General features: G+C 75.2%; 20 protein-coding genes. 10 read left to right on the top strand and 10 right to left on the bottom strand.

Annotation, left to right across the window (positions count from 1 at the left end; genetic code table 11):
• The gene (locus tag AC3WT4_RS08085) at window positions 1-2,724 is read left to right on the top strand and encodes an MMPL family transporter (protein WP_074805448.1); all 2,724 of its coding nucleotides are present in this window, start codon (window positions 1-3) and stop codon (window positions 2,722-2,724) included.
• A gap of 84 nt (window positions 2,725-2,808) precedes the next feature.
• Here AC3WT4_RS08085 and AC3WT4_RS08080 read toward each other — a convergent pair whose 3' ends face one another.
• Both AC3WT4_RS08080 and purL read right to left on the bottom strand, forming a co-directional pair.
• The gene (locus AC3WT4_RS08080) at window positions 2,809-3,816 is read right to left on the bottom strand and encodes an endonuclease/exonuclease/phosphatase family protein (RefSeq protein ID WP_492315203.1); all 1,008 of its coding nucleotides are present in this window, start codon (window positions 3,814-3,816) and stop codon (window positions 2,809-2,811) included.
• 142 nt (window positions 3,817-3,958) lie between these two features.
• Window positions 3,959-6,331 carry a phosphoribosylformylglycinamidine synthase subunit PurL gene (purL, locus tag AC3WT4_RS08075; protein ID WP_400113271.1) on the bottom strand — a complete coding sequence of 791 codons (2,373 nt, stop codon included), beginning with the start codon at window positions 6,329-6,331 and terminating at the stop codon, window positions 3,959-3,961.
• Between the two features lie 163 nt (window positions 6,332-6,494).
• Here purL and AC3WT4_RS08070 point away from each other — a divergent pair, with 163 nt between their 5' ends.
• On the top strand, window positions 6,495-6,770 hold the full coding sequence (locus tag AC3WT4_RS08070; RefSeq protein ID WP_074805434.1) for a hypothetical protein: 276 nt from the start codon (window positions 6,495-6,497) through the stop codon (window positions 6,768-6,770).
• Window positions 6,771-6,822: 52 nt separating this feature from the next.
• Here AC3WT4_RS08070 and AC3WT4_RS08065 read toward each other — a convergent pair whose 3' ends face one another.
• From AC3WT4_RS08065 to AC3WT4_RS08055, 3 genes are all read right to left on the bottom strand, one after another.
• Window positions 6,823-7,209 carry a DUF1304 domain-containing protein gene (locus AC3WT4_RS08065; RefSeq protein WP_074805433.1) on the bottom strand — a complete coding sequence of 129 codons (387 nt, stop codon included), beginning with the start codon at window positions 7,207-7,209 and terminating at the stop codon, window positions 6,823-6,825.
• Between the two features lie 70 nt (window positions 7,210-7,279).
• Complete coding sequence (locus tag AC3WT4_RS08060) at window positions 7,280-7,828, bottom strand: hypothetical protein (protein ID WP_074805428.1); 549 nt, start codon at window positions 7,826-7,828, stop codon at window positions 7,280-7,282.
• Window positions 7,825-8,778 carry a LysR family transcriptional regulator gene (locus AC3WT4_RS08055; RefSeq protein WP_492315202.1) on the bottom strand — a complete coding sequence of 318 codons (954 nt, stop codon included), beginning with the start codon at window positions 8,776-8,778 and terminating at the stop codon, window positions 7,825-7,827. Before AC3WT4_RS08055 ends, AC3WT4_RS08060 begins: the two co-directional genes overlap by 4 nt.
• Before the next feature lie 90 nt (window positions 8,779-8,868).
• Here AC3WT4_RS08055 and AC3WT4_RS08050 point away from each other — a divergent pair, with 90 nt between their 5' ends.
• The 4 genes from AC3WT4_RS08050 to AC3WT4_RS08035 all read left to right on the top strand — a co-directional run bounded on the left by AC3WT4_RS08050 (window position 8,869) and on the right by AC3WT4_RS08035 (window position 13,044).
• Window positions 8,869-9,978: an EamA family transporter gene (locus AC3WT4_RS08050; protein ID WP_492315201.1), complete on the top strand. Its 1,110-nt coding sequence runs from the start codon at window positions 8,869-8,871 to the stop codon at window positions 9,976-9,978.
• A gap of 62 nt (window positions 9,979-10,040) precedes the next feature.
• Window positions 10,041-11,516 (top strand): APC family permease, encoded by a 1,476-nt coding sequence (locus AC3WT4_RS08045; protein ID WP_286185987.1) that lies wholly within the window; start codon window positions 10,041-10,043, stop codon window positions 11,514-11,516.
• 23 nt (window positions 11,517-11,539) lie between these two features.
• Entirely contained in the window at window positions 11,540-11,980 is a 441-nt protein-coding gene (locus tag AC3WT4_RS08040; RefSeq protein ID WP_492315200.1) for an NUDIX hydrolase, read from the top strand.
• The gene (locus AC3WT4_RS08035) at window positions 11,977-13,044 is read left to right on the top strand and encodes a DUF2599 domain-containing protein (RefSeq protein WP_492315199.1); all 1,068 of its coding nucleotides are present in this window, start codon (window positions 11,977-11,979) and stop codon (window positions 13,042-13,044) included. The genes AC3WT4_RS08040 and AC3WT4_RS08035 overlap by 4 nt, the downstream gene beginning before the upstream one ends.
• Before the next feature lie 144 nt (window positions 13,045-13,188).
• Here AC3WT4_RS08035 and AC3WT4_RS08030 read toward each other — a convergent pair whose 3' ends face one another.
• Together AC3WT4_RS08030 and AC3WT4_RS08025 are read right to left on the bottom strand one after the other, a co-directional pair.
• A complete protein-coding gene (locus AC3WT4_RS08030; protein WP_400113275.1) occupies window positions 13,189-15,321 on the bottom strand; it encodes an acyl-CoA dehydrogenase family protein in 2,133 nt (710 codons plus the stop codon).
• A complete protein-coding gene (locus AC3WT4_RS08025) occupies window positions 15,318-16,133 on the bottom strand; it encodes a TetR/AcrR family transcriptional regulator (protein WP_492315198.1) in 816 nt (271 codons plus the stop codon). The genes AC3WT4_RS08030 and AC3WT4_RS08025 overlap by 4 nt, the downstream gene beginning before the upstream one ends.
• A gap of 228 nt (window positions 16,134-16,361) precedes the next feature.
• Here AC3WT4_RS08025 and AC3WT4_RS08020 point away from each other — a divergent pair, with 228 nt between their 5' ends.
• Genes AC3WT4_RS08020 through AC3WT4_RS08010 form a run of 3 tightly spaced genes read left to right on the top strand, consistent with a single transcriptional unit; the run spans window position 16,362 to window position 20,205 of the window.
• Window positions 16,362-17,747 carry an acetyl-CoA C-acetyltransferase gene (locus AC3WT4_RS08020; RefSeq protein WP_492315197.1) on the top strand — a complete coding sequence of 462 codons (1,386 nt, stop codon included), beginning with the start codon at window positions 16,362-16,364 and terminating at the stop codon, window positions 17,745-17,747.
• Between the two features lie 29 nt (window positions 17,748-17,776).
• Window positions 17,777-19,141, top strand: a complete 1,365-nt coding sequence (locus tag AC3WT4_RS08015; protein WP_108049290.1) for a 3-oxoacyl-ACP reductase — start codon at window positions 17,777-17,779, stop codon at window positions 19,139-19,141.
• Window positions 19,138-20,205 (top strand): MaoC/PaaZ C-terminal domain-containing protein, encoded by a 1,068-nt coding sequence (locus tag AC3WT4_RS08010; RefSeq protein ID WP_492315196.1) that lies wholly within the window; start codon window positions 19,138-19,140, stop codon window positions 20,203-20,205. The genes AC3WT4_RS08015 and AC3WT4_RS08010 overlap by 4 nt, the downstream gene beginning before the upstream one ends.
• A gap of 102 nt (window positions 20,206-20,307) precedes the next feature.
• On the opposite strand, the gene AC3WT4_RS08005 is transcribed toward AC3WT4_RS08010, so the two are convergent.
• The gene (locus AC3WT4_RS08005) at window positions 20,308-20,907 is read right to left on the bottom strand and encodes a GNAT family N-acetyltransferase (RefSeq protein ID WP_492315195.1); all 600 of its coding nucleotides are present in this window, start codon (window positions 20,905-20,907) and stop codon (window positions 20,308-20,310) included.
• 92 nt (window positions 20,908-20,999) lie between these two features.
• On the opposite strand from AC3WT4_RS08005, the gene AC3WT4_RS08000 reads away from it, so the two are divergent.
• Window positions 21,000-21,173, top strand: coding sequence for a CsbD family protein (locus AC3WT4_RS08000; protein WP_034652831.1), 174 nt, complete (start codon window positions 21,000-21,002; stop codon window positions 21,171-21,173).
• Between the two features lie 122 nt (window positions 21,174-21,295).
• Here the strand turns inward: AC3WT4_RS08000 and AC3WT4_RS07995 are convergent, their stop codons facing one another.
• Both AC3WT4_RS07995 and AC3WT4_RS07990 read right to left on the bottom strand, forming a co-directional pair.
• Entirely contained in the window at window positions 21,296-21,943 is a 648-nt protein-coding gene (locus AC3WT4_RS07995) for a GNAT family N-acetyltransferase (RefSeq protein WP_492315194.1), read from the bottom strand.
• A 112-nt stretch (window positions 21,944-22,055) separates the two neighbouring features.
• The gene (locus AC3WT4_RS07990) at window positions 22,056-23,489 is read right to left on the bottom strand and encodes an aminotransferase class V-fold PLP-dependent enzyme (RefSeq protein WP_492315193.1); all 1,434 of its coding nucleotides are present in this window, start codon (window positions 23,487-23,489) and stop codon (window positions 22,056-22,058) included.
• Window positions 23,490-23,510 lie beyond the last annotated feature (21 nt).

The following is a 23,510-nucleotide window of genomic DNA, read 5'->3' as shown; positions in this document are numbered from 1 at the left end:
ATGGCTGAACTCCTCTACCGCCTCGGCCGCGCGTGCGCGCGCCGCGCGCGGACCGTCCTCGCCGCGTGGCTCGCGGTGCTCGTGCTCGCCGGGGCGGCGTTCGTCGCGTTCGGCGGCACGCTCGCGAGCAGCTTCTCGATCCCCGGCACCCCGACCGCCGACGTCACCGAGCGCCTCCAGACCGCGCTGCCCGAGGCGTCGGGCGGGAGCGGCACGATCGTCCTCGCGACGGAGGACGGCGCGCCGTTCACGCCCGAGCAGGAGGCGGCGATCGCGGACCGCTTCGCCGCGGCGGAGGAGGTCGACGGCGTCGCGTCGGTCGTCGACCCGTTCGCGACGCAGGAGGAGCTCGCCGACCAGCGGAAGCAGATCGACGACGGCCGCACCCAGATCGCCGCGGGACGCGAGCAGATCGAGGACGGCCGCGCGCAGCTCGCCGCCGCGCAGGAGCAGGTCGACACCGCCCGCGCCCAGCTCGACGCAGGCCAGGCCCAGCTCGACACGGCGCGCGCCCAGGCCGAGGCCGCGGGCGCGCTGGAGCAGGCCGCGCCGCAGCTCGACGCGCAGCAGGCCGAGCTCGACGCGGGCCGCGCCACGCTCGAGTCGCAGGCCGCGACGCTCGACCAGCAGGTCACCGCGCTGGAGGACCAGAGCGCGACGCTCGAGGAGCAGTCCGCGCAGCTCGAGCTCTCCGCTCCCCTGCTCGACATGGCGTCCGACATCCGGCTCGTGTCCACGGACGGGAGCGCGGCGGTCGCGAACGTGACGTTCACCGAGCCGAACATGAGCATCGACCAGCAGACGAAGGACGACCTCGTGGCCGTCTTCGCCGACGACCCGGTCGACGGCGTCCAGACCGACTTCTCGTCCGACATCGCCCAGGGCGTGCCGCAGGTGTTCGGCGTGGGCGAGGCCGTCGGCCTCGTCGTCGCGGCGATCGTTCTCGTCGTCATGCTCGGGACGCTCGTGGGCGCCGGCCTGCCGATCCTCACGGCCCTCATCGGGGTCGGGATCGGCGCGCTCGCCGCGATGTCGCTGTCCGGGGTCGTGGAGATGTCGTCGGTGACGCCGGTGCTCGGCCTCATGCTGGGGCTCGCCGTCGGGATCGACTACTCGCTGTTCATCGTCAACCGGCACCGGCGCCAGCTCAAGCAGGGCGACGAGCTGCACGAGTCGATCGCGCTCGCGAACGGCACGTCGGGCAACGCGGTCGTGTTCGCCGGGGCGACGGTGCTCATCGCGCTGCTCGCGCTCAACGTCACCGGCATCCCGTTCCTCGGCCTCATGGGCACGGTCGGCGCGCTGTGCGTCGCGATCGCCGTGCTCATCGCCGTCACCCTCACGCCGGCCCTGCTCGGCATGATCGGCCCGCGGATCCTCAGCCGCCGCGAGCGCGCCGCGCTCGCCGGTCCCGCCGCGTCGACGGGTGTCGCCTCGACCGGTGCGGCGACCGGCGCGTCGACCGGGAGCGCGGCGTCGGAGCCGGGCGCCGCGGGCGGCCTGCCCGCCGCGGAGCCCGTGCGCCCCATGTCGACCGTCCGCGCGGTGGGCACGGCGCTGCTCGCCGTCGTCGCGCTCGGCGTGATCGCCCTGCCCGCGCTCGACCTGCGGACCAACCTGCCCGACGGCTCGTCCGAGGCGCACGACTCGACGCAGTACCGCGCGTACTCGACGATCGCCGAGGAGTTCGGCGAGGGCACGAACGGACCGCTGCTCGTCGTCGCCGACCTCCCGGGCGAGCCGACCGAGGCCGAGGCGCTCGAGTACCAGGTGGGCGTGGCCGAGGAGCTGTTCGCGCAGGACGACGTCGTGGCCGTCGCCCCGATCGGGACGTCCGAGGACCGCACGGTCGCGGCGTTCCAGGTGATCCCGGCCGAGGGTCCGACGAGCGAGTCGACCGAGGAGCTCGTGCACGCCCTGCGCGCCCTCGAACCGCTCGACGGGGACGTGACGCTCGGCGTCGCGGGCTCGGCCAGCGGCAACATCGACATCTCGGAGAAGCTCGCGCAGGCCCTGCCGATCTACCTCGCGGTCGTCGTCGGGCTGTCGCTCGTCATCCTCGTGCTCGTGTTCCGGTCGATCTTCGTGCCGGTCGTCGCGACGCTCGGGTTCATCCTGTCGTACTTCGCCGCGCTCGGCGGGGTCGTCGCGATCTACCAGTGGGGCTGGCTCGCCGGGGTGTTCGGCGTCGAGACGCCGGGCCCGATCCTCAACTTCCTGCCCACGATCCTGGTCGGCATCCTGTTCGGCCTCGCGATGGACTACCAGCTCTTCCTCGGCTCGGGGATGCGCGAGGCGTACGCGCACGGCGCCCCCGCGCGCGTCGCGATCGTGCAGGGCGTCCGCGCGGGCCGGGCCGTGGTGACGGCCGCGGCGATCATCATGATCTCCGTCTTCGGCGGGTTCGTCTTCTCGCACAGCGCGATGATCCGGCCCATCGGGTTCGCGCTCGCGTTCGGCGTGCTCGTCGACGCGTTCGTCGTGCGGATGCTGCTCGTCCCGGCGCTCATGCACCTCGTGGGCGACAAGGCGTGGTGGCTCCCCCGCTGGCTCGACCGCGTCCTGCCCGACGTCGACGTGGAGGGCGCCGCGCTCGAGCGTCGGCACCCGCACCACCTCGACGGGCCGGCCGACCCGGCTGCCGAGGGCGCCGCGCCCGACGACGGCACCGACCCGGGCACGACCGGCCCGGACGCGGCCGAGCCGGAGCCCGCGCGCGGCTGAGGCCGCGGAGCCCCGCACCGGACCCGGTGCCACCGGTCGACGAGCGAGCCCGCTCGTCGGCCGGTGGCGCCGGGTCCGTCGTCGTCAGGGGCGAGGCACGTGCACCGTCGCGACGATCGCGCGGTGGTCGCTGCCCACGACGTGCAGGGAGTCGACGTCGGTCACGACGTTCTCGCGGTCGGTCACCACGTGGTCGAGGTTCAGCACCGGCGGCACGACGCCGGGGCGCGGCGACCACGACAGGTCGAGCCCGCCGCCCGAGGCGCGCGTCGCGTCGTGGAACCGGTCGCCCAGCAGCCGCCGGAACGTCGCGTGGTCGTGGGTGGAGTTGAAGTCCCCGACGAGCACCTGGGGCAGCGGGTCGCCGTGCGCGCGCTCGGCGAGGGCGTCCGTCTCCTCGTGCCAGATGTCGACGTACTCCGGAATCGGCGGGATCGGGTGCACCGCGGTGACGCGCACCGGCACGCCGTCGACCTCCACCGTCGCCGACGGCATCGCGTCGTTCGAGAGCGGCTCGACGTCGACGTCGCGGAGCGGCAGCGCGCTCCACAGCCCGCTGCCCATGGCGCCGCGCCCGACCTTGCCGTCCGCGCTGTACGGCAGCACGTCCTCGATGCCCGCCGCGACGAGCCGCTCGCGCAGGTCCGTCGTGAGCTCCAGCACGGCGAGCACCTGCACGTGCTCGGTGCGGACGAGGCCGACGAGCGCGTCCGCGTCCGCCGCGCCGTACCAGGTGTTGGCACCCATCACGCGCAGCGTCACCGCCCCGTCGGGCGGGGCGGGGCCGGGCACGAACGCCGGGACGAGCCACACCGCCTGGACGGTGACGCAGACGGCGAGCAGCGCCGCGAGCAGCCACCGGCGCGCGAGGAGGGTGAGCACGAGCCCGACGACGGCGCCCAGGGCGACGATCGGCATGAACCCGACGACCTGCGCGACGGGCGTCCACGCGTCGTCGGGCAGGGCGCGCACGAGCGTGAGGAGGAGCACCGCGACGGCGCCCGCGGCGAGGACGACCGTGAGCGGCCGCCCGCCCGGTCGGCGCCGCGTCGTGACGCGCGCGGGCGGGAGGCGCGTGGTGGCCGAGGTCATGCCCGGACTCTCGCAGCGCCCACCCTGCCGCCGCGACCCGCCCCACCGGCCCGCCCGGCGATCTCCACCGAACCCGCCCACCCGCCCGGGACGACGACGCCCCGGTCACCATGCGGTGACCGGGGCGTCGGTGGAGCGGGTGTCAGCCGAAGATGGCCGGCAGCGTGCCGCGGAAGGCCGCGTCCGCCTCGCTGAGCGGGACGGTGAACAGGCCCGCGACCTCGAGCGCCTCGCCCGACTCGGCGGCGGCCCCGGGCTCCGTGCCGGTCTCGCCGATCTTCAGGACGGGGACACCGCGCGCGACGCACGCGTCGACGAGCTTGGACTCCTCGCCGCGGGGGACCGCGACGAGCGCACGGGCGGTCGACTCGGAGAACAGCGCCTCGAACGGCGTGACACCGTCGCGCTCGGCCAGCGCGTCGAGCGACACGGTGGCCCCGACGCCGAACCGCAGCGACGCCTCGAGGAGCGCCTGCGCGAGGCCGCCCTCGGAGAGGTCGTGCGCGGCCGACACGAGGTCGTCGCGGCTCGCGTTGACGAGGACGCCGGCGAGCGCTTTCTCGGCCGCGAGGTCGACCTGCGGGGGCACGCCGCCCAGGTGACCGTGCTCGACGTCGGCCCACGCCGAGCCGTCGAGCTCCGCCCGCGTGGTGCCGAGGAGGTAGATGCTCTCCCCCGTCTCGCGCCAGCCCGACGGCGTGGCGTGCGCGACGTCGTCGAGCACGCCGAGCACGCCCACGACCGGGGTCGGGTGGATCGACGAGTCGATCTGCCCCGGCTCGCCGGTCCCGTTGTAGAGCGAGACGTTGCCGCCCGTCACGGGGACGCCGAGCTCGCGGCACGCGTCCGCGAGGCCCTCGATCGCCTCGACGAGCTGCCACATCGAGTCCGGGTCCTCGGGCGAGCCGAAGTTCAGGCAGTCGGTCACGGCGAGCGGGCGGGCGCCCGTCGTCGCGACGTTGCGGTACGCCTCGGCGAGCGCGAGGCGTGCTCCCGTGCGCGGGTCGAGCTTGCCGTAGCGGCCGTTCGCGTCCGTCGCGAGCGCGACGCCGAGGCCCGTGCTCTCGTCGACGCGGACGACGCCCGAGTCGTCGGGCTGCGCGAGCGCGGTGTTGCCCTGGACGAACCGGTCGTACTGGTTCGTCACCCACTCCTTGGACGCGAGGTTCGGCGACGCGAGGAGGCGCAGGGCCGTCGCGCGGAGCTCGTCACCGCTCTCGGGGCGGGCGAGCGCGTCCGCGTCCACCGTGCGGGCGTTGAGCCCGTCCTGCCAGGCCGGGCGCGCGTAGGGGCGGTGGTACACCGGGCCCTCGTGCGCGACGGTCCGCGGGTCGACGTCGACGATGCGCTCGCCGTGGTGGTCGATCGTCAGGCGGCCGGAGTCGTTGACCTCGCCGATGACGGCGGTCTCGACGTCCCACTTGCGCGTGATCGAAAGGAACTCGTCGAGCTTCTCCGGCGCGACAACCGCCATCATGCGCTCCTGCGACTCCGACATGAGGATCTCGCCCGCGTTGAGCGTCGGGTCGCGCAGCAGGACGTCGTCGAGCCACACGTGCATGCCGCCGTCGCCGTTCGAGGCGAGCTCCGACGTCGCGCACGAGATGCCGGCGGCGCCGAGGTCCTGGATGCCCTCCACGACCTGCGCCGCGTAGAGCTCGAGGCAGCACTCGATGAGGACCTTCTCCATGAAGGGGTCGCCCACCTGGACGCTCGGGCGCTTGGCGGGCACGCCGTCCTCGAACGTCTCCGACGCGAGGATCGAGGCGCCGCCGATGCCGTCGCCGCCCGTGCGGGCGCCGAAGAGCACGACCTTGTTGCCCACGCCCGAGGCGTTGGCGAGGTGGATGTCCTCGTGGCGGAGCACGCCGAGGCACAGCGCGTTGACGAGGGGGTTGCCCTGGTACGACGAGTCGAACACGAGCTCGCCGCCGATGTTCGGCAGGCCCAGGCTGTTGCCGTACCCGCCGACGCCGCTCACGACGCCGTGCACGACGCGCGCCGTGTCCGGGTGGTCGACGGCGCCGAAGCGGAGCTGGTCCATGACGGCGACGGGGCGCGCGCCCATGGAGATGATGTCGCGCACGATGCCGCCGACGCCGGTCGCGGCGCCCTGGTAGGGCTCGACGAACGACGGGTGGTTGTGCGACTCGACCTTGAACGTCACGGCCCAGCCGTCACCGATGTCGACGACGCCCGCGTTCTCGCCGATGCCGACGAGCAGGTGCTTCTTCATCTCGTCGGTGGTCGCCGCGCCGAACTTCGACAGGTGGACCTTGGAGGACTTGTACGAGCAGTGCTCGGACCACATGACGGAGTACATCGCGAGCTCCGCGGCCGTGGGGCGGCGCCCCAGGATGTCGCGGATGCGCTGGTACTCGTCCGGCTTGAGGCCGAGCTCGGCGTACGGCTGGACCTCGTCGGGCGTGGCGGCGGCGTGCTCGACGGTGTCGAGCGTCGGCGCGGCGGGACGAGCCTCGGAGCGTGCGGAAGCCTGGGGTGCGGGGGCGGTCATCGTTTCCCTCGGGTGGGCGCTGAGCGGGGAGCGCACGACGGCGCGCGGCCAGTCTACCGGCGCGCGCGGAGAGGCTGTCCGGGCGTCTCGCGTCGCGGGCGGCCGAGAAGTGAGACGAGCGTCTCGCCGTGCGGAAACTCCGTTTCCGGGTTCCGATGGAGGGGTGACCACCCTTCTCGAACCGACGTCCGGCACCGCGCGCAGCACGACCAGCGACCTCCTCGACCCGCACCTGGAGCGTCTCGGCCACGAGCTCACGCTCGTCGAGCGCCAGCTCAACGGCTACTCCCGGCGCACCGGCTCCTACGTGGGCCACGGGGCGGTCGAGACCGTCGAGCCGGCGGAAGGGCGCTACCGGGACGAGCTCGAGGCCGAGCGGGAGCGCATCCTGTCGCGGCTCGAGATGCTCAGCGCGATGCGCGTCGCCGCGTCCTGCTGACCCCGACCGCGACCGCGACGCCGAGCGCGGCCACCGCAGGGCGCGGGACGGCTCAGAGCGTCAGCCCCAGCACGACGCCCAGCACGCCGAGCGCGGGCGGCACGAGCTGGACGAGCGCCGCGCGCGCCTTCGACGGCGACGAGAGGATCAGCACGAGCCCCGCCGCGACCATCGACCCGGCCCCCGCGACCACGAGCGTCAGGCCGACGTCCTGCCGGTCCGCCGCGTACAGGACGATGCCGAGCACGACGAGCACCGCGAGGAACAGGTTGTAGAACCCCTGGTTGAAGGCCATCTCGCGCGTGGCCGCCGCCTCCTCCGGCGACGTGCCGAACGTGGCGCGCGTGCGGGCGCTCGTCCACGTGAGCGACTCCATGACGAAGATGTACACGTGGATCGCCGCAGCGACCCCCGCGAGCGCCAGCCCGAACCCGATCATCGTCGGCCCCTCCCGGTCCGCGAGGCCGCACGGTGCGCGGACCCCGGCGTGCCGACCGGGTGTCGCTGCCTCAGCGCTCCTCAGCGTTCCACAGGAGCGGCTCCGCCGCCGCGAGCGCCACGGCCAGCGCGCCGACCGCGAGCCCGACGCGCGTGTGCGGCAGGCGCACGCCGCGGTCGCGCAGCCGCTCCCCGCGCCGGTAGACCCACTTCTCCCCCGCGACCACGAGGGTCGTCGCGAGCGCGAGCCCGGCCGCCGTGCCCGCGACGGCGACGCCGGCCGGCACCGGCGCGGTGTCGTCGTCGGTCGTGGCCCAGGTGTTGTCCTCCCGCGGGGCGCCGTCGGCCGTCGTGGTCCCGGGCGTCGCATCGGCCCCGTCGGCGTCCGCCTCGCGAGCGGCGTCGCGCAGGGAGCGCAGGCCCTCGCGCGCCTCGGTCCCCTCGGTCGTCGAGGTGAACGTCAGCACGACGGCGGCCGTCGCGACCGCGGTCTTGACGAGCGCGCGCGCCCAGCGCGGGCGGACGACGTCGGGCACGGCGTACCACGCCACGGTGGACAGCCCCGCGATCGCCACGGTGCGCGGGTCGGCGACCCGTCGGGTCGGCGCGTGCTCGGTCATCGTGCCCCTTCGTCGGCAGGTGTGCTCGGGGTGCCTAACGGCCCGCGACCGTGCCGAGTTCCTGCGGCCCGGAGGCGTTCGCGCAGGTAGCGCACCGCGGGGGCGTCGGTCATGGTCGCGCGCCACACGACCGTGACCGGGCGGGTCGGGACGGGCTCGCGCACGGGCACCGCGACGACGTCGGCCGGCAGCGGGCCGCGCCCGAGGCGCGGCACGAGCGCGACGGCGAGGCCCTGGGCCACGACCTCGACCTGCGACGCGAACTCGAGGCACCGGAAGTCGATGCGCGGGACGCGCGGCTCGCGCGCGAACATGTGGCAGAACCACTCGTAGCAGATGGTGCCGTCAGGCGTGCAGACCCACGTCTCGTCGAGCAGGTCCGACGGCGTGAGCGCCTCCCGCCCCGCGAGCGCGCTCGACGCGTGCACGAGCACGTCGGCCTCGTCGCGGAACAGCTCCTCGGCGCGCAGGCTCGGGGGCAGCGCGAGGCCGACGCCCTCCCAGTGGTGCACGAGCGCGATGTCCAGGGTGCCCGCCGCGACGGCCGCGACGGCGTCCCACGGCTCGGTCTCCTCGACGACGAGGCGCAGGTCCGGCACGTCGTCCCGCACCTGCGCGAGGAGCGGTGCGACGGCGCCGCGCACGGCCGTCGAGAACGACCCGAGGCGCACGGTCCCCGTGGGGCGCGCCCCGGCGTCGTGCAGGCGGGCCCGCAGCGACTCGACCTGCTCGCGCAGCGCGCGACCCTCCTCGACGACGCGCCGCCCCGCGGCCGTGAGGACGACGCCGCGCCCTTCGCGGTCGAGCAGGCGCGCGCCGAGGTCGCGCTCCAGGCGCTTCACCTGCTGCGAGACGGCGGACGGCGTGTACCCGAGGTCGCGCGCCGCGGCGTGCACGGTGCCGGTGCGCTCGACGGCGAGCAGGGCGTCCACGGCGGCGAGGTCGATCATGCGACGGATGCTATCCGGAAGCGACGCTACCGGGAACCGTGCACGACTGTGCGCTGGACGTTCACGGTGCGACGGCGCACCCTCGATGCCATGCCGCTGCGCCCGTCCCTCCTCGCCGTCCTCGTCGCCGTCGTCTGGGGCGTGAACTTCGTCGTCATCGACCTGGGGCTCGGCGACGTGCCGCCGACGCTGTTCGTCGCCCTGCGCTTCCTCGTCGTGCTGGTCCCGGCGGTCTTCCTCGTCCCGCGGCCGCGCGCACGGTGGCGGGACGTGCTGCTGGTCGGCACGTTCATGAGCCTCGGCCAGTTCGGCCTGCTGTACACCGCGCTCGCGCTCGGCATGCCCGCCGGGCTCGCGTCGCTCGTGCTCCAGGCCCAGGTCGGGCTCACCGTGCTGTTCGCCGCCGCGGCGCTGCGCGAGGTCCCGACGCGCGCGCAGCTCGTCGGCGTGCTGGTCGGGGCGGCCGGGCTCGTCGTCGTCGGCGTGGGCCGCAGCGCCTCGACGCCCGCCCTCGCGTTCGTCGTGACGCTCGCCGCCGCGGCGTCGTGGGCGGTCGGGAACGTCGTCGCCCGACGCGCCGGGAGCCGCCGTGACCAGGGCTCTACCTCGCCTGACCTGGGCTCGACCTCGCGCACCCAGGGCTCTACCTCGGGCGACCTGGGGTCTGCCTCGGCGGGGCGGGGCTCCTCCCCGCGGCCCGGGCTGGAGGGGCTGTCGATGACGGTGTGGTCGGCGCTCGTCGTGCCGGTCCCCATGCTCGGGCTGTCGCTCGCGCTCGACGGTCCGGACGCCGTCGGGCACGCGCTCACCCACCTCACGCTCGCGCCGGTCCTGTCGACCCTGTACACCGCCTGGCTCGCGAGCCTCGTGGGCTACGGGATCTGGAACACGCTCCTCGCGCGGTACCCGGCGTCAGCGGTCGTGCCGTTCACGATGCTCGTGCCGCCGGTCGGGATGCTCGCCGCGTGGCTCGTGCTCGACGAGGTGCCGAACACGGCCGAGGTGGTGGGCGGCGTCGTGCTCCTGCTGGGCGTCGCGACGACGACGGGCGTCCTCGGCCGGCGGCGCTCGCCGGGCGCCGCAGCCGTTCGTCCCGACGCGGTGGCGCCCTCCGTCGCGGCGGGCCCGACGCCCGCACCCGACCACCCCGACGCGACCGCGACCGGCGGCCCGACCGCGACACGCGCCCGCTCGCGCTGACAGGACGCCCGCGCGGGGGTTCCATGGGAGTCCGGGACGTCCGAGACGCGAGGGAGCCTCTCATGAGCGAGACCGCGGGCCGCACGGAGGAACGTCAGCAACCCGAGCTCAAGCGCGTCATGGGGCCCAGGCTGCTGCTCCTGTTCATCGTCGGGGACATCCTCGGCACGGGCGTGTACGCGCTGACCGGACAGGTGGCGGGCGAGGTCGGCGGGGCGGCGTGGCTGCCGTTCCTGCTCGCATTCGTCGTCGCGACGATCACCGCGTTCTCCTACCTCGAGCTCGTCACGAAGTACCCGAGCGCGGCGGGCGCCGCGCTCTACACGCACAAGGCGTTCGGCATCCACCTGCTGACGTTCGTCGTCGCGTTCATGGTCATGAGCTCCGGGATCACCTCGGCCTCCACGGCGTCCAACGCGTTCGCGGGCTTCGTCTCCGACGGGTTCGGGCTCGAGCTGCCGACGGGCGGGGACGGCCGCCTGCTCATCGCCCTCGCCTTCATGGCCCTCGTCGCGCTCGTCAACCTGCGCGGGGTCGGGGAGAGCGTCAAGGCGAACGTCGTGCTGTCGCTCGTCGAGCTGTCCGGCCTGCTGCTCGTCATCTTCGTGGGGCTGTGGGCGACGACGCAGGGCCGCGCCGACTTCTCGCGCGTCGTCGTGTTCGAGAGCGCCGACGACAAGAGCGTGTTCCTCGCCGTCACCGCCGCGACGACGCTCGCGTTCTTCGCGATGGTCGGGTTCGAGGACTCCGTGAACATGGCGGAGGAGTGCAAGAACCCCGTGCGGGACTTCCCGCGCATGATGCTCACCGGGCTCTCGATCACGGGCGCGATCTACGTGCTCGTCGCGATCACCGCCGTCGCGCTCGTCCCCGTGGGCGACCTCACCGACGACGCCAAGGGGTCGGCGCTCACCCAGGTCGTCGCGGCGGGCGCGCCGAACCTGCCGTTCGACACGATCTTCCCGTTCATCGGGATGTTCGCCGTCGCGAACTCGGCGCTCATCAACATGCTCATGGCGTCCCGCCTGCTCTACGGCATGGCCAACCAGGGCGTGCTGCCGCGCGCGTTCGGCCAGGTGCACCCGTTCCGCCGCACGCCGTGGGTCGCGATCCTCGTGACGACGGCCATCGCGTTCGCGCTCATCGTGTACGTCGTGCGACAGTCCGGGACCGCGGCGGGCACCAACGCGATCGCCCTGCTGGGCGGGACGACGTCGCTGCTCCTGCTCGTCGTGTTCACGATCGTCAACATCGCGCTCCTCGTGCTGCGCCGCGACCGCGTCGACCACGAGCACTTCCGCACCCGCACCTGGCTCGCGGTGCTCGGCGCCCTGACGTGCGCGTACCTCGCCGGGCCGTGGGCCCGCAGCGCCGAGCAGCAGGAGCAGTACGTCATCGCGGGCGCGCTCGTGGCCCTCGGGGTCGTGCTCTCGTTCGTCACGTGGCTCTACAACCGCTCGGTGCGCCACCGCCGGATCGCGTTCTCCGACGTCTCCCGCCTGGAGGACGACGTCGACGACGACGGCCCGGGGCGGTGACCGTCGTCGCGCATGATGGGTCCATGCAGACCCGCGTCGCCGCCTACGCCGTGGTCGTCCGCGAGGACGGCCGGATGCTCCTCCCCCACTGGAGCGAGGGGGACCACGGCGGCTGGACGCTCCCCGGCGGCGGCATCGACCCGGGCGAGGACCCCGCCGCCGCGGCCGTCCGGGAGGTGCGCGAGGAGACCGGCTACGACGTCGAGCTCGACGGCCTGCTCGGCGTCGACAGCATCGTGGTCGACGCCGCCGACCGCATCCGTCCCGAGGACCGCGACCGGTCGCTGCACGCGATCCGCATCGTCTACCGGGCCCACGTGGTGGGCGGCGAGCTGCGCGTCGAGGAGGACGAGTCGACCGACGACGTCGGCTGGTTCACGCCCGACGAGGTCGACGCGCTCGACCGCGTCGGCCTCGTGGACGTGGCCCGTCGCTGGGCCGGCCTGCTCCCCGTACCGTCGTGACCCGCTCGCGCCGGGCGGCCGGCGGGCGGCGCGGGGCGACGGTGCTGGGCGCGCCCGCCGTCGGCGTCCTGGTCACGGTCGCGCTCGCCGCGTGCACGTCCGGCACCCCGCCGCCGGACCCCGACACGGTGACGTCCGCACCGGCGCAGGTCCCGCCCCCCGGTCCCGGCGCCACCACGGAGGACGGTGGCGCGGCGGACGATCCGAGCGGCGACCGGAGCGGCGACGCCGAGCCTGCGGCCGTCCGCGTGCCCGTGGGGACGGCGACGGTCGAGATCGCCGCGCTCCTGCCGGTCGGGGCGGCGCCTCCCCACGTCACGGCCGACGCCGAGGGTGCGTCCGACGTCACGCTCGCCCTCGCGGGCGCCCCGGCCGTGGTCGCGGTGGAGGGTGGCTCGCTCGTGCGCCACGCGGACGGCACGCTCACCGTCCTCGACGACGGCGGCGCACCCGTCGGCGGGCTCGGCGCCCCGCGCGTCGTGGGCCGGCACAGCGAGCCGGGCGCGAGCGGCGCGGAGGACGCGAACGGGTCGGAGGGCGCGTCGACCGACGGCACGGACGTCGACCCCACGGCGGGCACCCCCGCGCCCGGGACCCCGCGCGTCCGGGTCGCGCTCGTCGACGCCCACCGCGCGGAGGTGACGCTCGTGGGGACGGCGGGGACGGCGGGGACGGCGGGCACGGCGTCGGGCGCGGACGACGCGGCGGGCGCTCCCGCCGGGGACGCGGGCGGGACCGGGACGCCGGACGACGCGGCGGCGTGGGACGTCGTCGTCCCGCTCGGTACGCGCGCGGTGCGCAGCACCGACTGGGGCGAGCGCGAGGGCGGCCGGTCGCTCGCCGTCGACCCGACCGCGTGGGCCCGCGCCGCGGGACAGGCGGGCCGGGAGCTCGTGTGGGCGCAGGTCGTCGCGGCCGAGCCGGAGGCCGACACCCCGACGATGCACGACCAGCTCGTATGCCACGCCGTCGGCGCCCCGGACAAGGCGACCTGGAACCTCGAGCCGTGGCGGCCCGACGTCGGGCTGCTCGCCACGATGTCCGCGCGCTGCAACCCCGCCTGAGCACCGGCCACGGACGGCAACGGCCCGGGCGGCACGACGGCTGGTGGGCGTCGTGCCGCCCGGGCCTGACCCTCGGCAGCGGTACCGCTCCGCCTGCAGCGCCGAGGACGTTCCGGGGTGGCGCCGAGGACGGCGCCGGGGTGGTCAGCGGGCCTGCGGGCCGCCCTTCGCGGCCTTGCGCAGCGCCTTCTCGCTCCGCGGCTCGTCGCCGCTCGCGCGCAGGCGCCGGTAGTAGTCGCGCGCCTCGTCCTGGCGCTCCTTCTCGATGCCCGTCGCGATCGTCGCGCGCAGGTGCTCGGGGCCGTAGCCCCAGGCGTCCACGAGGTCCTGCGCGTGCGGACGCAGCCGGTCGATGAGGCGGTCGAGGTAGCTCGTCACCGTGCGCGCGCGCTGCGTCGAGAGGCGGCCGTTGAGCAGGTACCAGGCGAGGTGGCGCTCGACGAGGCTCAGGCCGTACAGGTCGCGCACCGTGGTGAGGACCTCGCGCGTGCCCGCGTCCTCGATCGTGCCGAGCGCCTGCGTGAACGCCTCCCAGCGCAGCAGCTCCGCGTGGGCGCGGGCCGCCTCGACGAGCTCGACCTGGTGGGCGTTGAACAGGTTCGTCGCCGTCTCCGGGTCGGCCTTCTGCGCCGGGCGCAGCGCCTGCGCGACGTCCGCGACCATCGTCTCGACCCGGTCGGTGAGGAGCGCGCGCTGCGTCTCGGGGTCGCGCAGGTGGCCGGCGGCGCGGCGCGGGTCGCCGACGTCCGCGAGCGCCTGCGCGGCCCGCTTGAGCGGCGTGCGGTGCAGCGCCATGTCGCCCGCGCGCTCGACGACGACGCGCGCCATCTGGCCCGGGGTGATGCCCTTGAACTGCTTGCCGTAGTCGGCGAGCAGGCGCTTCGCGACGAGCTGGAGCAGGACGGTGTTGTCGCCCTCGAACGTCGCGTACACGTCGAGGTCGGCGCGCAGGCTCGTGATGCGGTTGGTCGTCAGGAACCCGGCCCCGCCGCACGCCTCGCGCGTCTCCTGGAGCACGTCGAGCGCGAACCGCGTGCTCGTCGCCTTGAGCGCGGCCGCCGTCGTCTCGAGGTCCTCGCGCTGCTCCGGGGTGTCCTCCTCGCCCGAGAACACCGAGTGGAACAGGTCGAGCAGGCGGTCGTGCGCGAAGTGCGCCGCGTACGTCTCGGCAATGGGGACGATGAGGCGACGCTTGTGCGTGCCGTAGTCGAGGAGCACGACCTCCTCCGTCGGCGTCGCACCCGTGAACTGGCGGCGCTCGTTCGCGTACCGCACCGCGATCGCGAGGCCGAGCTTCGCCGCGGTCACCGCGGCGCCGTCGAGCGACACGCGACCCTGGACGAGCGAGCCGAGCATCGTGAAGAAGCGGCGCCCGGGGCTGTCGATGGGGCTGGAGTACGTGCCGTCGACGTCGACCGAGCCGTAGCGCGCGAGCAGGTCGGTGCGCGGGACCCGCACGTGGTCGAAGTGCAGGCGCCCGTTGTCGATGCCGTTGAGCCCGCCCTTCTGGCCGTCGTCCTCGCCGCCCACGCCGGGCAGGAAGGGCAGCCGACCGAGCTCGTCGCGCTCGCCCGCGGTGTCGCGGATGGGCACGTAGAACGCGTGCACGCCGTGGTTGACGTTCTTCGTGATCAGCTGAGCGAACACGACGGCGGCCACGCCGTGCACGCCTGCGTTCCCGAGGTAGTCCTTCCACGCCCCGCGGAACGGGGTGTGGATGACGAACTCCTCGGTCTCGGGGTCGTAGGTCGCCGTGGTGGCGATGCTCGCGACGTCGGACCCGTGGCCGATCTCCGTCATCGCGAACGCGCCGGGCACGGAGAGGTCCATGGCGCCCGGCAGGAGGCGGTCCTGCTGCTCGGGGGTGCCGAGGTGCAGGATCGCCGAGCCGAACAGCCCCCACTGCACGCCCGCCTTGATCTGCAGCGACGGGTCGGCCGCGACGAGCTCCTCGAACCCGGCGAGGTTGCCGCCCGCGTCGTCCGCGCCGCCGAGGCGCTCCGGGTACCCGCGCCACACCTGGCGCTTGCCCACGAGCAGGTGCATCTGCTCCAGCACGCGCTCGCGGTGCTCGCGCAGGCTCTGGCCCTCGATGCGCTGGAACGCCTCCTCGCCCGCGGTCGCGCGCGCCGCCGCGCGCAGGTCGGCCCACCGGCCGAGCAGGAGCTTCTCGAGGGCGGCGACGTCGACGCGGGCGTCGCCGTGCGGCGTCGGGCCCGCGTCGCCGGTGCTCGTCGTGCGCGGTGCGAGCGCGGGACGGTCGGACGTGGCGGTCATGGCTTCTCCTTGAGGTCTGAGGCGGTCGCCGGGTGCGGAGGGCGGTCGGTGGGGACGCGGACGGCGTCGGGGCGGGTCGTGCCCGGGTTGTGCGAGAGGACGCCGACGGGGCCGGCCCACAGCCAGGCGGCGACGCGCTCGGTGAGCTGCTCGCGGTCGGGGACGTCGGCGCGGTCGCGGTGGGCGAGCCACCACTCGCCGGCGCCCCGGACGAAGCCGACGGCGCCCGCGGCCCACGCCGCGGCGTCGGCCGGGGAGACGTCGGTGACCCGGGCGAAGGGCTCGGCGACGAGCTCGATCACCGAGTCGAGGAACGCGGCGAGCGGGGCGCGGTCGGCGCTGCCCGCGCCCTGGGTGAGGCCGTTCGCCGCGAGCTGGGCGGCGGGCTCCTCCGTGCCCGCGACGGCGCTCGTGCGGGTGACGAAGTAGTACACGTTGGGCGAGCTCTCGATCATCTCGAGGTACACCCCGACCATCGCGCGCAGCGCGCGCTTGGGGGTCTCGGCGGCCTCGGCCGCCTGGGTCAGGGCGTCGTGCATCTGCCCCACGACGGCGGAGCCCAGGGCGACCTGGAGCCCGGTCTTGTCGTCGAAGTAGCGGTAGATGATCGACTTCGACGTGCCCGACGCCGCCGCGATCTCGTCCATGGAGACCCCGGGGCCTCCCCGGTGCACCGCCTTGCTCGCCGCCCGGATGAGCTCCGCGCGGCGCGCCGCCCGGTGCTCGTCCCAGCGGGTCGACCGACCGTCCACCGCCGCGACCGGCTGCACCCGCCCTCGGGTGACCGGTCGCGCGTCGGCACCTGCGTTCACGTCGTCCTCCGTTGCGCCCGACCTCGCTGTCGTCGGCACCTCGTCACGGGTGCCGAGCCGGGGCAGGGCACGGCCCTGTGACCCGACTCACGAAACTGAGAGTATCAGGTACTCTTGGTATTGGACACCAGCCGGCCCTCTCCCCCGTCTCGCGCACGCCGTGCCGAGGCGCTCTCCCGGGCCGGGACCGAACGCAGCGCAGCGAGCACGGACAGGAAGTGAGGCACAGTGGCCACCAGCACCAGCCCCCGCCCGACCCCCGAGCAGTCCCCCCAAGAGAGCGCCCCCGCGGGCGCGCCCCGCGACGCGTGGGTGGTCGGCGGGAACCGCATCCCGTTCGCCCGCGCGGGCAAGAAGTACGCGTCCGCGAGCAACCAGGAGATGTTCACCGCCGCGCTCGACGGGCTCGTCGCACGCTTCGGGCTCCAGGGCGAGCGGCTCGGGGAGGTCGTCGGCGGCGCCGTGCTCAAGCACTCCCGCGACTTCAACCTCGTGCGCGAGTCCGTGCTCGGGTCGTCGCTCTCCCCGCAGACCCCCGCCTACGACCTCCAGCAGGCGTGCGCGACCGGGCTCGAGGCGACCATCGCCGTCGCGAACAAGATCCGTCTCGGCCAGGTCGAGTCGGGCGTCGCGGGCGGCTCCGACACCGTGTCCGACGCCCCGATCGCCGTGAGCGAGGGCCTGCGCCGGGCCCTGCTCGAGGCGAGCCACGCCAAGACCTTCGGCCAGCGCGTCAAGGCGTTCGCGAAGGTCCGCCCCGCCGACCTCGCGCCCCTCACGCCCGCGACCGACGAGCCGCGCACCGGCCTGTCGATGGGTGAGCACCAGGCCATCACGACCGCCCGCTGGGACATCTCGCGCGAGGCGCAGGACGAGCTCGCGCTCGCGAGCCACGAGCACCTCGCGGCCGCGTGGGACGCCGGGTTCTTCGACGACCTCGTCACCCCGTTCCGCGGTCTCGTGCGCGACGACAACCTGCGCGCCGACTCGTCGCTCGAGAAGCTCGCCGCGCTCAAGCCCGTGTACGGCAAGCGCCTCGAGGGCGTCACGCCGACCATGACGGCGGGCAACTCGACCCCGCTCACCGACGGCGCGTCGACCGTCCTCCTCGCCTCGGCCGAGTGGGCGCGCGAGCGCGACCTGCCGCTGCTCGCACGCGTCGTCGACGCGGAGACCGCCGCCGTCGACTTCGTGCACGGCCACGAGGGCCTGCTCATGGCCCCCGCGCACGCCGTCCCGCGCCTGCTCGCGCGCAACGGGCTCGCGCTCGGCGACTTCGACCTCTACGAGATCCACGAGGCGTTCGCGTCCACCGTGCTCACGACCCTCAAGGCCTGGGAGGACGACGAGTACTGCCGCACCGAGCTCGGGCTCGACGGCGCGCTCGGCTCGATCGACCGCTCGCGGCTCAACGTCAACGGCTCCTCGCTCGCCGCGGGCCACCCGTTCGCCGCGACCGGCGGGCGCATCGTCGCGACGGCGGCCAAGCTCCTCGCGCAGCGCACCGCCGAGACCGGGGCGCCCGCGCGTGCGCTGATCTCCGTGTGCGCCGCGGGCGGGCTCGGCGTCGCCGCGATCCTCGAGTCCGTCCCCGCGACCGACGCCCCCGCCTGACGGCCCCCGACGACCCGAGAGGAACCACCGTGACCGACTCCTACGTCCAGGCCGTCAACTCCGGCTTCACGAAGACGCTCGCCAAGAAGCTCGGCCTTCCGCGCCCGGCGGTCCTGCGCCGCTTCCGCGCGGGCGACCCGCTCACCGTCGGGCCCGTGCTCGTGCTCGGCGGCACGCCCGGCGTGCGCGACGACGCCGACCTCGTCGCCGAGGCCCTGCTCGCCTGGGACCTCGACGTCCGCCAGACCCCGGACGACACGACCCGCTGGGGCGCGGTCGTCGTCGTGCTCAGCGGGATCGAGCGGCCGCAGGACGCGTCCGCGCCCGTCATGGCGCTCTCCGCGACGCTCCGCCGCCTCGCGCCGAACGGCCGCGTCGTGACGATCTCGCGCGCCCCCGCCGACACCGACTCCCCCGAGCTCGCCGCCGCCCGCGAGGGCGTCGACGGGTTCCTGCGGTCCGTCGCCAAGGAGCTGCGCTACGGGGCGACCGCCAACGGTGTCCAGGTGACCGACGACGCCCCCGTCGACAGCCCGAGCGTCCTCGCGACCCTCCGCTTCTTCCTGTCCGCGAAGTCCGCGTTCGTCGACGGCCAGCTCCTCCGGGTCGGCCCGAGCGCGTCCGACAGCGCCTCCGCCGACCTCGACCACCCGCTCGCCGGCAAGGTCGCGGTCGTCACGGGTGCGGCCCGCGGCATCGGGGCGCAGGTCGCCCGGACGCTCGCGCGCGACGGCGCGAGGGTCGTCGTGGTGGACGTGCCCGCCGCGGGCGAGGCGCTCGCCCGGGTCGCGAACGAGATCAAGGGCACGGCGCTGCAGCTCGACGTGACCGCCGACGACGCGGGCGCCCGGATCCTCGAGCACGCCCGCGCACGGCACGGCGGGCTCGACGTCCTCGTGCACAACGCCGGCATCCTGCGCGACAAGCTGCTCGCCAACATGTCCCCCGACAAGTGGGACGCGGTGGTCGCGGTGAACCTCGCCGCGCAGCTGCGGATCACGGAGTACCTGCTCGGCGCGAACGGGTTCTCCTCCGCGCCGCGCGTCGTGTCGCTCGCCTCGACGAGCGGCATCGCGGGCAACCGCGGCCAGGCGAACTACGCGTTCTCGAAGGCGGGCGTCATCGGGCACACGCGCGCGTTCGCCCGTCTGCTCGCGGCACCCGGCGGTCCGGGCGGGACGGCGAACGCCGTCGCGCCGGGCTTCATCGAGACGGACATGACGGCGTCGATCCCGTTCGTGCAGCGCGAGGTCGCGCGCCGCGTCGCGTCGCTCCAGCAGGGCGGCCAGCCCGTCGACGTGGCCGAGGCGATCGCGTTCCTCGCGTCGCCCGCGGCCGGGGGCGTCAACGGCCAGGTGCTGCGCGTGTGCGGGCAGAACGTGGTGGGCCGGTGACGGCGCCTGCGGGCGCCCCGGCGCGCGTCGAGACGCTGCCCGCCGTCCCGGGGCTGGGCGGCCTGTACGTGCGCGGGCTCGCGGCGTCGGGCCGGATCGCGGCGGCGCACCGGCTCCCCGTCCGGGGCGGCCCGACGGAGCTCACCCTCCCGGACGTCATGTACCGGGTCGCGGCCGTCCCGACGGGCGACGACGCGGCGCCGGGCCACGTGGGCAGCGCCGCGCACCTCGCGCGGTACGCGCGGCTCGTGGGCGAGGCGCCGTCGGACGTGCTGCCCGCCGGGTACCTGCACGTGCTGGGGTTCCCGCTCGCGACGGCCGTCATGGTGCGGGCGGACTTCCCGCTCCCGCTGCTCGGGATGGTGCACCTCGCGAACTCGGTGTCCGTGCTGCGTCCGGTGCGGCTCGGGGACGCGCTCGAGGTCCGCGCGCGGGCGCAGGACCTGCGCCCGCACCGCCGCGGTGTCCAGGTGGACCTCATCACGGAGGTCTCGGTGCTGCGCACGGACGACGAGCGCGCCGCGGGCAGCGGGCTGGCCGCGACGACGCTCGCCTACCGGGGCGTCTCGACGTACCTCGCGAAGGGCGCGTCCCTCCCGGGCGGCCCCGCCCCGGCCGACGCCGAGGGACCGGCCGCGTTCGTCCCGCCCCTGCCCACCGCGCGGTGGGCGCTCGGCGCGGGGACCGGCCGCGCGTACGCGGCCGTGTCCGGCGACCGCAACCCGATCCACACCTCGGCGCTGGGCGCCAAGGCGTTCGGGTTCCCGCGGGCCATCGCGCACGGCATGTACACCGCCGCGCGGGCGCTCGCCGAGGCAGGCCCCGGTCGCGGCGACGCCTACGACTGGACCGTCACGTTCGCCAAGCCGGTGCTGCTGCCCGGCACGGTCGACGTCGCGCTCCGCCCGGCGGGCGACGTGCCCGCCGAGGTGCGGGACGCCGTCGGGCAGGTCCCGGCGGCCGTGCCCGACGGCGCGGGCGACCCCGGCACGGGCGTCGCCTACCAGGCGTGGGACGGCAAGGGCCCCCTCCACCTCGCGGGCCGCGTCACCCCGCGCCCCTGACGGTCCCGCTGCCGAGCACGGGGTCGGTGTCGTCGTCGAGCGCCTGACGACACCGACCCCGTGCTCGACGCCGCGCAGGCTCGTGGTCGACGCGCCGGCCGGTCAGGACAGGCGGGCGAGCAGCCCGTCGCGGACGGTCGGCCACTCGTCGCGGAGGATGGAGAAGTAGGCGGTGTCCTGGCGGGAGCCGTCGGGCGCCACGCGATGGCTGCGCAGCACGCCCTCGGGGACCGCGCCCAGGCGCCGGATCGCCCCGAGGGACCGGCTGTTGCGGGCGTCGGCGCGGAGCGCGACGCGCGCGACCTCGAGGTCCTCGAACGCGTGCCGCAGCAGGAGGTACTTGCAGGCCGGGTTCGTCGTCCCGCCCCACCACCCGCGCGCGTAGAACGTGGACCCGAGCTCGACCCGACCCTGGGACGGCACCCACTCGTAGAGCGACGTCGAGCCGCGGACCGCGGCGTCGGCGGGCTCGCCGTCCGCACCGGGAGCACCGGGAACGCCCACGACCGCGAACGCGAGCCGGCCCGGCGCGGCGACCGCGTCGCGCACGTAGCCCTCCATCGCCTCCGTGCCGCGCGGCACCGCGCTGGACATGCCCGCCCAGATGCCGTCGTCGACGAGGGCGCCGAGCGCGGGCGCGTGGGTCGCGGCGAGCGGTTCGAGACGGACGCCGAAGCCTTCGAGGACGGTGTCGTGCTGCACCCGCACATCCCACCACACCGCCCGTGCCCCGACGGCGTGCGAGCCCGGCCGACCGTGGTTACGGTCGAGAGGTACCGACGAGAGGAGCACCCATGGGACTCGGAGACAAGGCCAAGCACGCCGCTGAAGAGGCGGGTGGCAAGCTCAAGGAAGGCGCGGGCAAGCTCACGGACAACGAGCGGCTCGAGGCCGAGGGCCAGGGCGACCAGGCCAAGGCCAACGTCAAGCAGGCGGGCGACGACGTCAAGGACGCGTTCGACCGCTGAGATGCTCCACCGTTCGACCGCGAGGGCTCCGCTACGGCGGGGCCCTCGTGGCGTCTCCGGGACCGTGCGCTCGCGGCGATCGGGGCGGAACGCTCAGGGCAGGACCGCCCGGGCGCGGTGGGTCAGGACGCGGCGAGCGGCCGGACGTCGGCCGGCGCCGCCGGCGCGAGCACCGGGACGACGCGCGGGGCGGTGATCCGCGCGAGGAGACCCACCTCGACCCCGGGCCACTCGGGCGCGAGGATCGAGAACAGCACGGAGTCGGCGCGCGTCCCGTCGGGCGCGGTGCGGTGGCCGCGCATGACGCCCTCCTCGTGGGCGCCGAGACGGCGCATGGCGCCGAGCGAGCGCTCGTTGCGCGTGTCGACGCGGAAGCCGACCCGGTGCACGTCCCACGTCTCGAACGCGTGGCGCAGCAGGAGCCACTTGGTCACGGGGTTGACGAGGCTCCCCCACGTGGACCGCGCGTAGAACGTGCGACCCACCTCGACGCGGCGGTCGACGAGCGACAGGTCGCGGAACGCCGTGCTGCCGAGCACGGCGCCGGGCACGCCGTCGGGGTCGACGGCGCGCACGACGAAGCCCGTGAGGTCCGGGGCCGCGCGCGTCGCGGCCACGAGATCGGCCATCCCCGCCACCCCGTAGGGCAGGGGGATGCTCATGCCTGACCACATCGCCTCGTCGACGAGGCCGGCCAGCGTCTCAGCGTGCTCCAGGGCCAGCGGTTCCAGGCGGAAACCGTGCCCCGAGAGGACGACGTCGTGCAGCACAGCGCATATCAGAGCACACGCGGAACACCGCGCCAAGAGGGTCCGGCGACGCGGTGGACAACGCTCGGCGACGGGCCGGTGAACGGGCTCCCCCGTCGGCCGCCGACGACGGTCAGACGGCCGGTCCGCAGCCCGCGGCGTCGGCGAGGAAGCCCGCCGCGGCGGTCGCGAAGAGACCCTCCAGCCCGGACCCCGCGGGGACCGGGCGGGGGTCGTCGACGACGGCCCAGCAGCCGTCGACGACCTCGTACCGGGTCGTCGGGCCCTGCTCGACGTACGCGCGCACGGCCTCGACGAGGCGCACGACGTCCGCGCCCGTCGTCCCGACGCCCACCGAGGCGCGGATCGCGCCCGCGTCGTAGCCGAGGCGCGCGAGCAGCGGGTGCGCGCAGAACCGGCCGTCGCGCACGCCGATGCCGTGCTCGGCCGAGAGGTAGGCGGCGACGAGGCCCGGGTCGTGGCCCTCGACGGCGAACGTCACGACGCCGACCGGGTCGACGGCGTCGTCCCAGACGCGCACGACCCGGACGCCGGGGACGGCCTCCAGGCCCGCGACGAGGGCCGCGCGCAGCGCCGCCTCGTGCGCGTGCAGGTCGGCCGGGTCGAGCGCGGCGAGCGCGTCGCACGCCGCCGCGAGCGCCGCGGCACCCACCACGTTCGGCGAGCCGGCCTCGTGGCGCGCGGGCGCCGTCTGCCACTGGGTCCCGGTCACCGCGACCTGGCGCACGGCGCCGCCGCCCGCGAGGTAGGGGGTGCCCGCGTCGAGCCAGTCACGACGCCCGACGAGCGCGCCCGCGCCGAACGGCGCGTAGGTCTTGTGCCCCGAGAACGCGACGTAGTCGGCGCCCGACGCGGCGAGCGAGAACCCGCGGTGCGGGACGAGCTGGGCGCCGTCGAGCACGACGCGCGCGCCAGCGTCGTGCGCGGCGCGGACGACCTCGGTGATCGGCAGGGACTCGCCCGTGACGTTGGACGCGCCGGTCACGGCGACGAGCGCGTACGGGAAGCGCGCGAGCTCGGTGCGCAGGCCCGAGAGCGTCTCCGCGACGGACGCGCCGCCCGCGAGGACCGTCGCGCCCCCGGCGCGCTGCCACGGCAGCAGGTTCGCGTGGTGCTCGACGTCGAGGACGAGCACGCGCGCGGGCGTGCCGTCCGCGTTCGCCGGGACGCAGCCCGCGAGCAGGTTGAGCGAGTCGGTGGTGTTGCGCGTGACGACCGTGACGTCGTCCTCGCGCGCGCCGACGAACGTGCCGATCGTGCGGCGCGACGCCTCGTAGAGCGCCGTGGAGACCTGCGACAGGTAGCCCGCGCCGCGGTGCACGCTCGCGTAGAGCGGCAGCACCTCGGTCACGCGGTCCGCGACCGAGCGCAGCGCCGGGGCCGACGCCGCGACGTCGAGGTTCGCGTACGGGACGCTGCGGCCGTCGACGAGCGGGACGAGCGTGTCCCCGCCGACGACGGGCAGGAGCGCGGGCGCGTCGGCGAGCGCCGCGAGGTCAGGGGCCGGGGCGTCGGTGGGACACGAGACGTCCGCGAGAGCAGTCATGGCACAGTCCTCCAGGGTCGT

It is taken from the genome of Cellulosimicrobium sp. EB106-03-01-XG111, assembly GCF_058792115.1.
The sequence above is the reverse complement of the archived record's forward strand: the minus strand, read 5'-3'. Positions and strand labels throughout refer to the sequence as shown.

Excerpts from the sequence above, each read along its gene's own strand:
- AC3WT4_RS08060 (WP_074805428.1), bottom strand. The coding sequence starts at position 7,828 with ATGACCGAGCACGCGCCGACCCGACGGGTCGCCGACCCGCGCACCGTG.
- AC3WT4_RS08085 (WP_074805448.1), top strand. The coding sequence starts at position 1 with ATGGCTGAACTCCTCTACCGCCTCGGCCGCGCGTGCGCGCGCCGCGCG.
- AC3WT4_RS08040 (WP_492315200.1), top strand. The coding sequence starts at position 11,540 with ATGCAGACCCGCGTCGCCGCCTACGCCGTGGTCGTCCGCGAGGACGGC.
- AC3WT4_RS08030 (WP_400113275.1), bottom strand. The coding sequence starts at position 15,321 with ATGACCGCCACGTCCGACCGTCCCGCGCTCGCACCGCGCACGACGAGC.
- AC3WT4_RS08050 (WP_492315201.1), top strand. The coding sequence starts at position 8,869 with ATGCCGCTGCGCCCGTCCCTCCTCGCCGTCCTCGTCGCCGTCGTCTGG.
- AC3WT4_RS07990 (WP_492315193.1), bottom strand. The coding sequence starts at position 23,489 with ATGACTGCTCTCGCGGACGTCTCGTGTCCCACCGACGCCCCGGCCCCT.
- AC3WT4_RS08045 (WP_286185987.1), top strand. The coding sequence starts at position 10,041 with ATGAGCGAGACCGCGGGCCGCACGGAGGAACGTCAGCAACCCGAGCTC.
- AC3WT4_RS08080 (WP_492315203.1), bottom strand. The coding sequence starts at position 3,816 with ATGACCTCGGCCACCACGCGCCTCCCGCCCGCGCGCGTCACGACGCGG.
- AC3WT4_RS08065 (WP_074805433.1), bottom strand. The coding sequence starts at position 7,209 with ATGATCGGGTTCGGGCTGGCGCTCGCGGGGGTCGCTGCGGCGATCCAC.
- purL (WP_400113271.1), bottom strand. The coding sequence starts at position 6,331 with ATGACCGCCCCCGCACCCCAGGCTTCCGCACGCTCCGAGGCTCGTCCC.
- AC3WT4_RS08000 (WP_034652831.1), top strand. The coding sequence starts at position 21,000 with ATGGGACTCGGAGACAAGGCCAAGCACGCCGCTGAAGAGGCGGGTGGC.
- AC3WT4_RS08055 (WP_492315202.1), bottom strand. The coding sequence starts at position 8,778 with ATGATCGACCTCGCCGCCGTGGACGCCCTGCTCGCCGTCGAGCGCACC.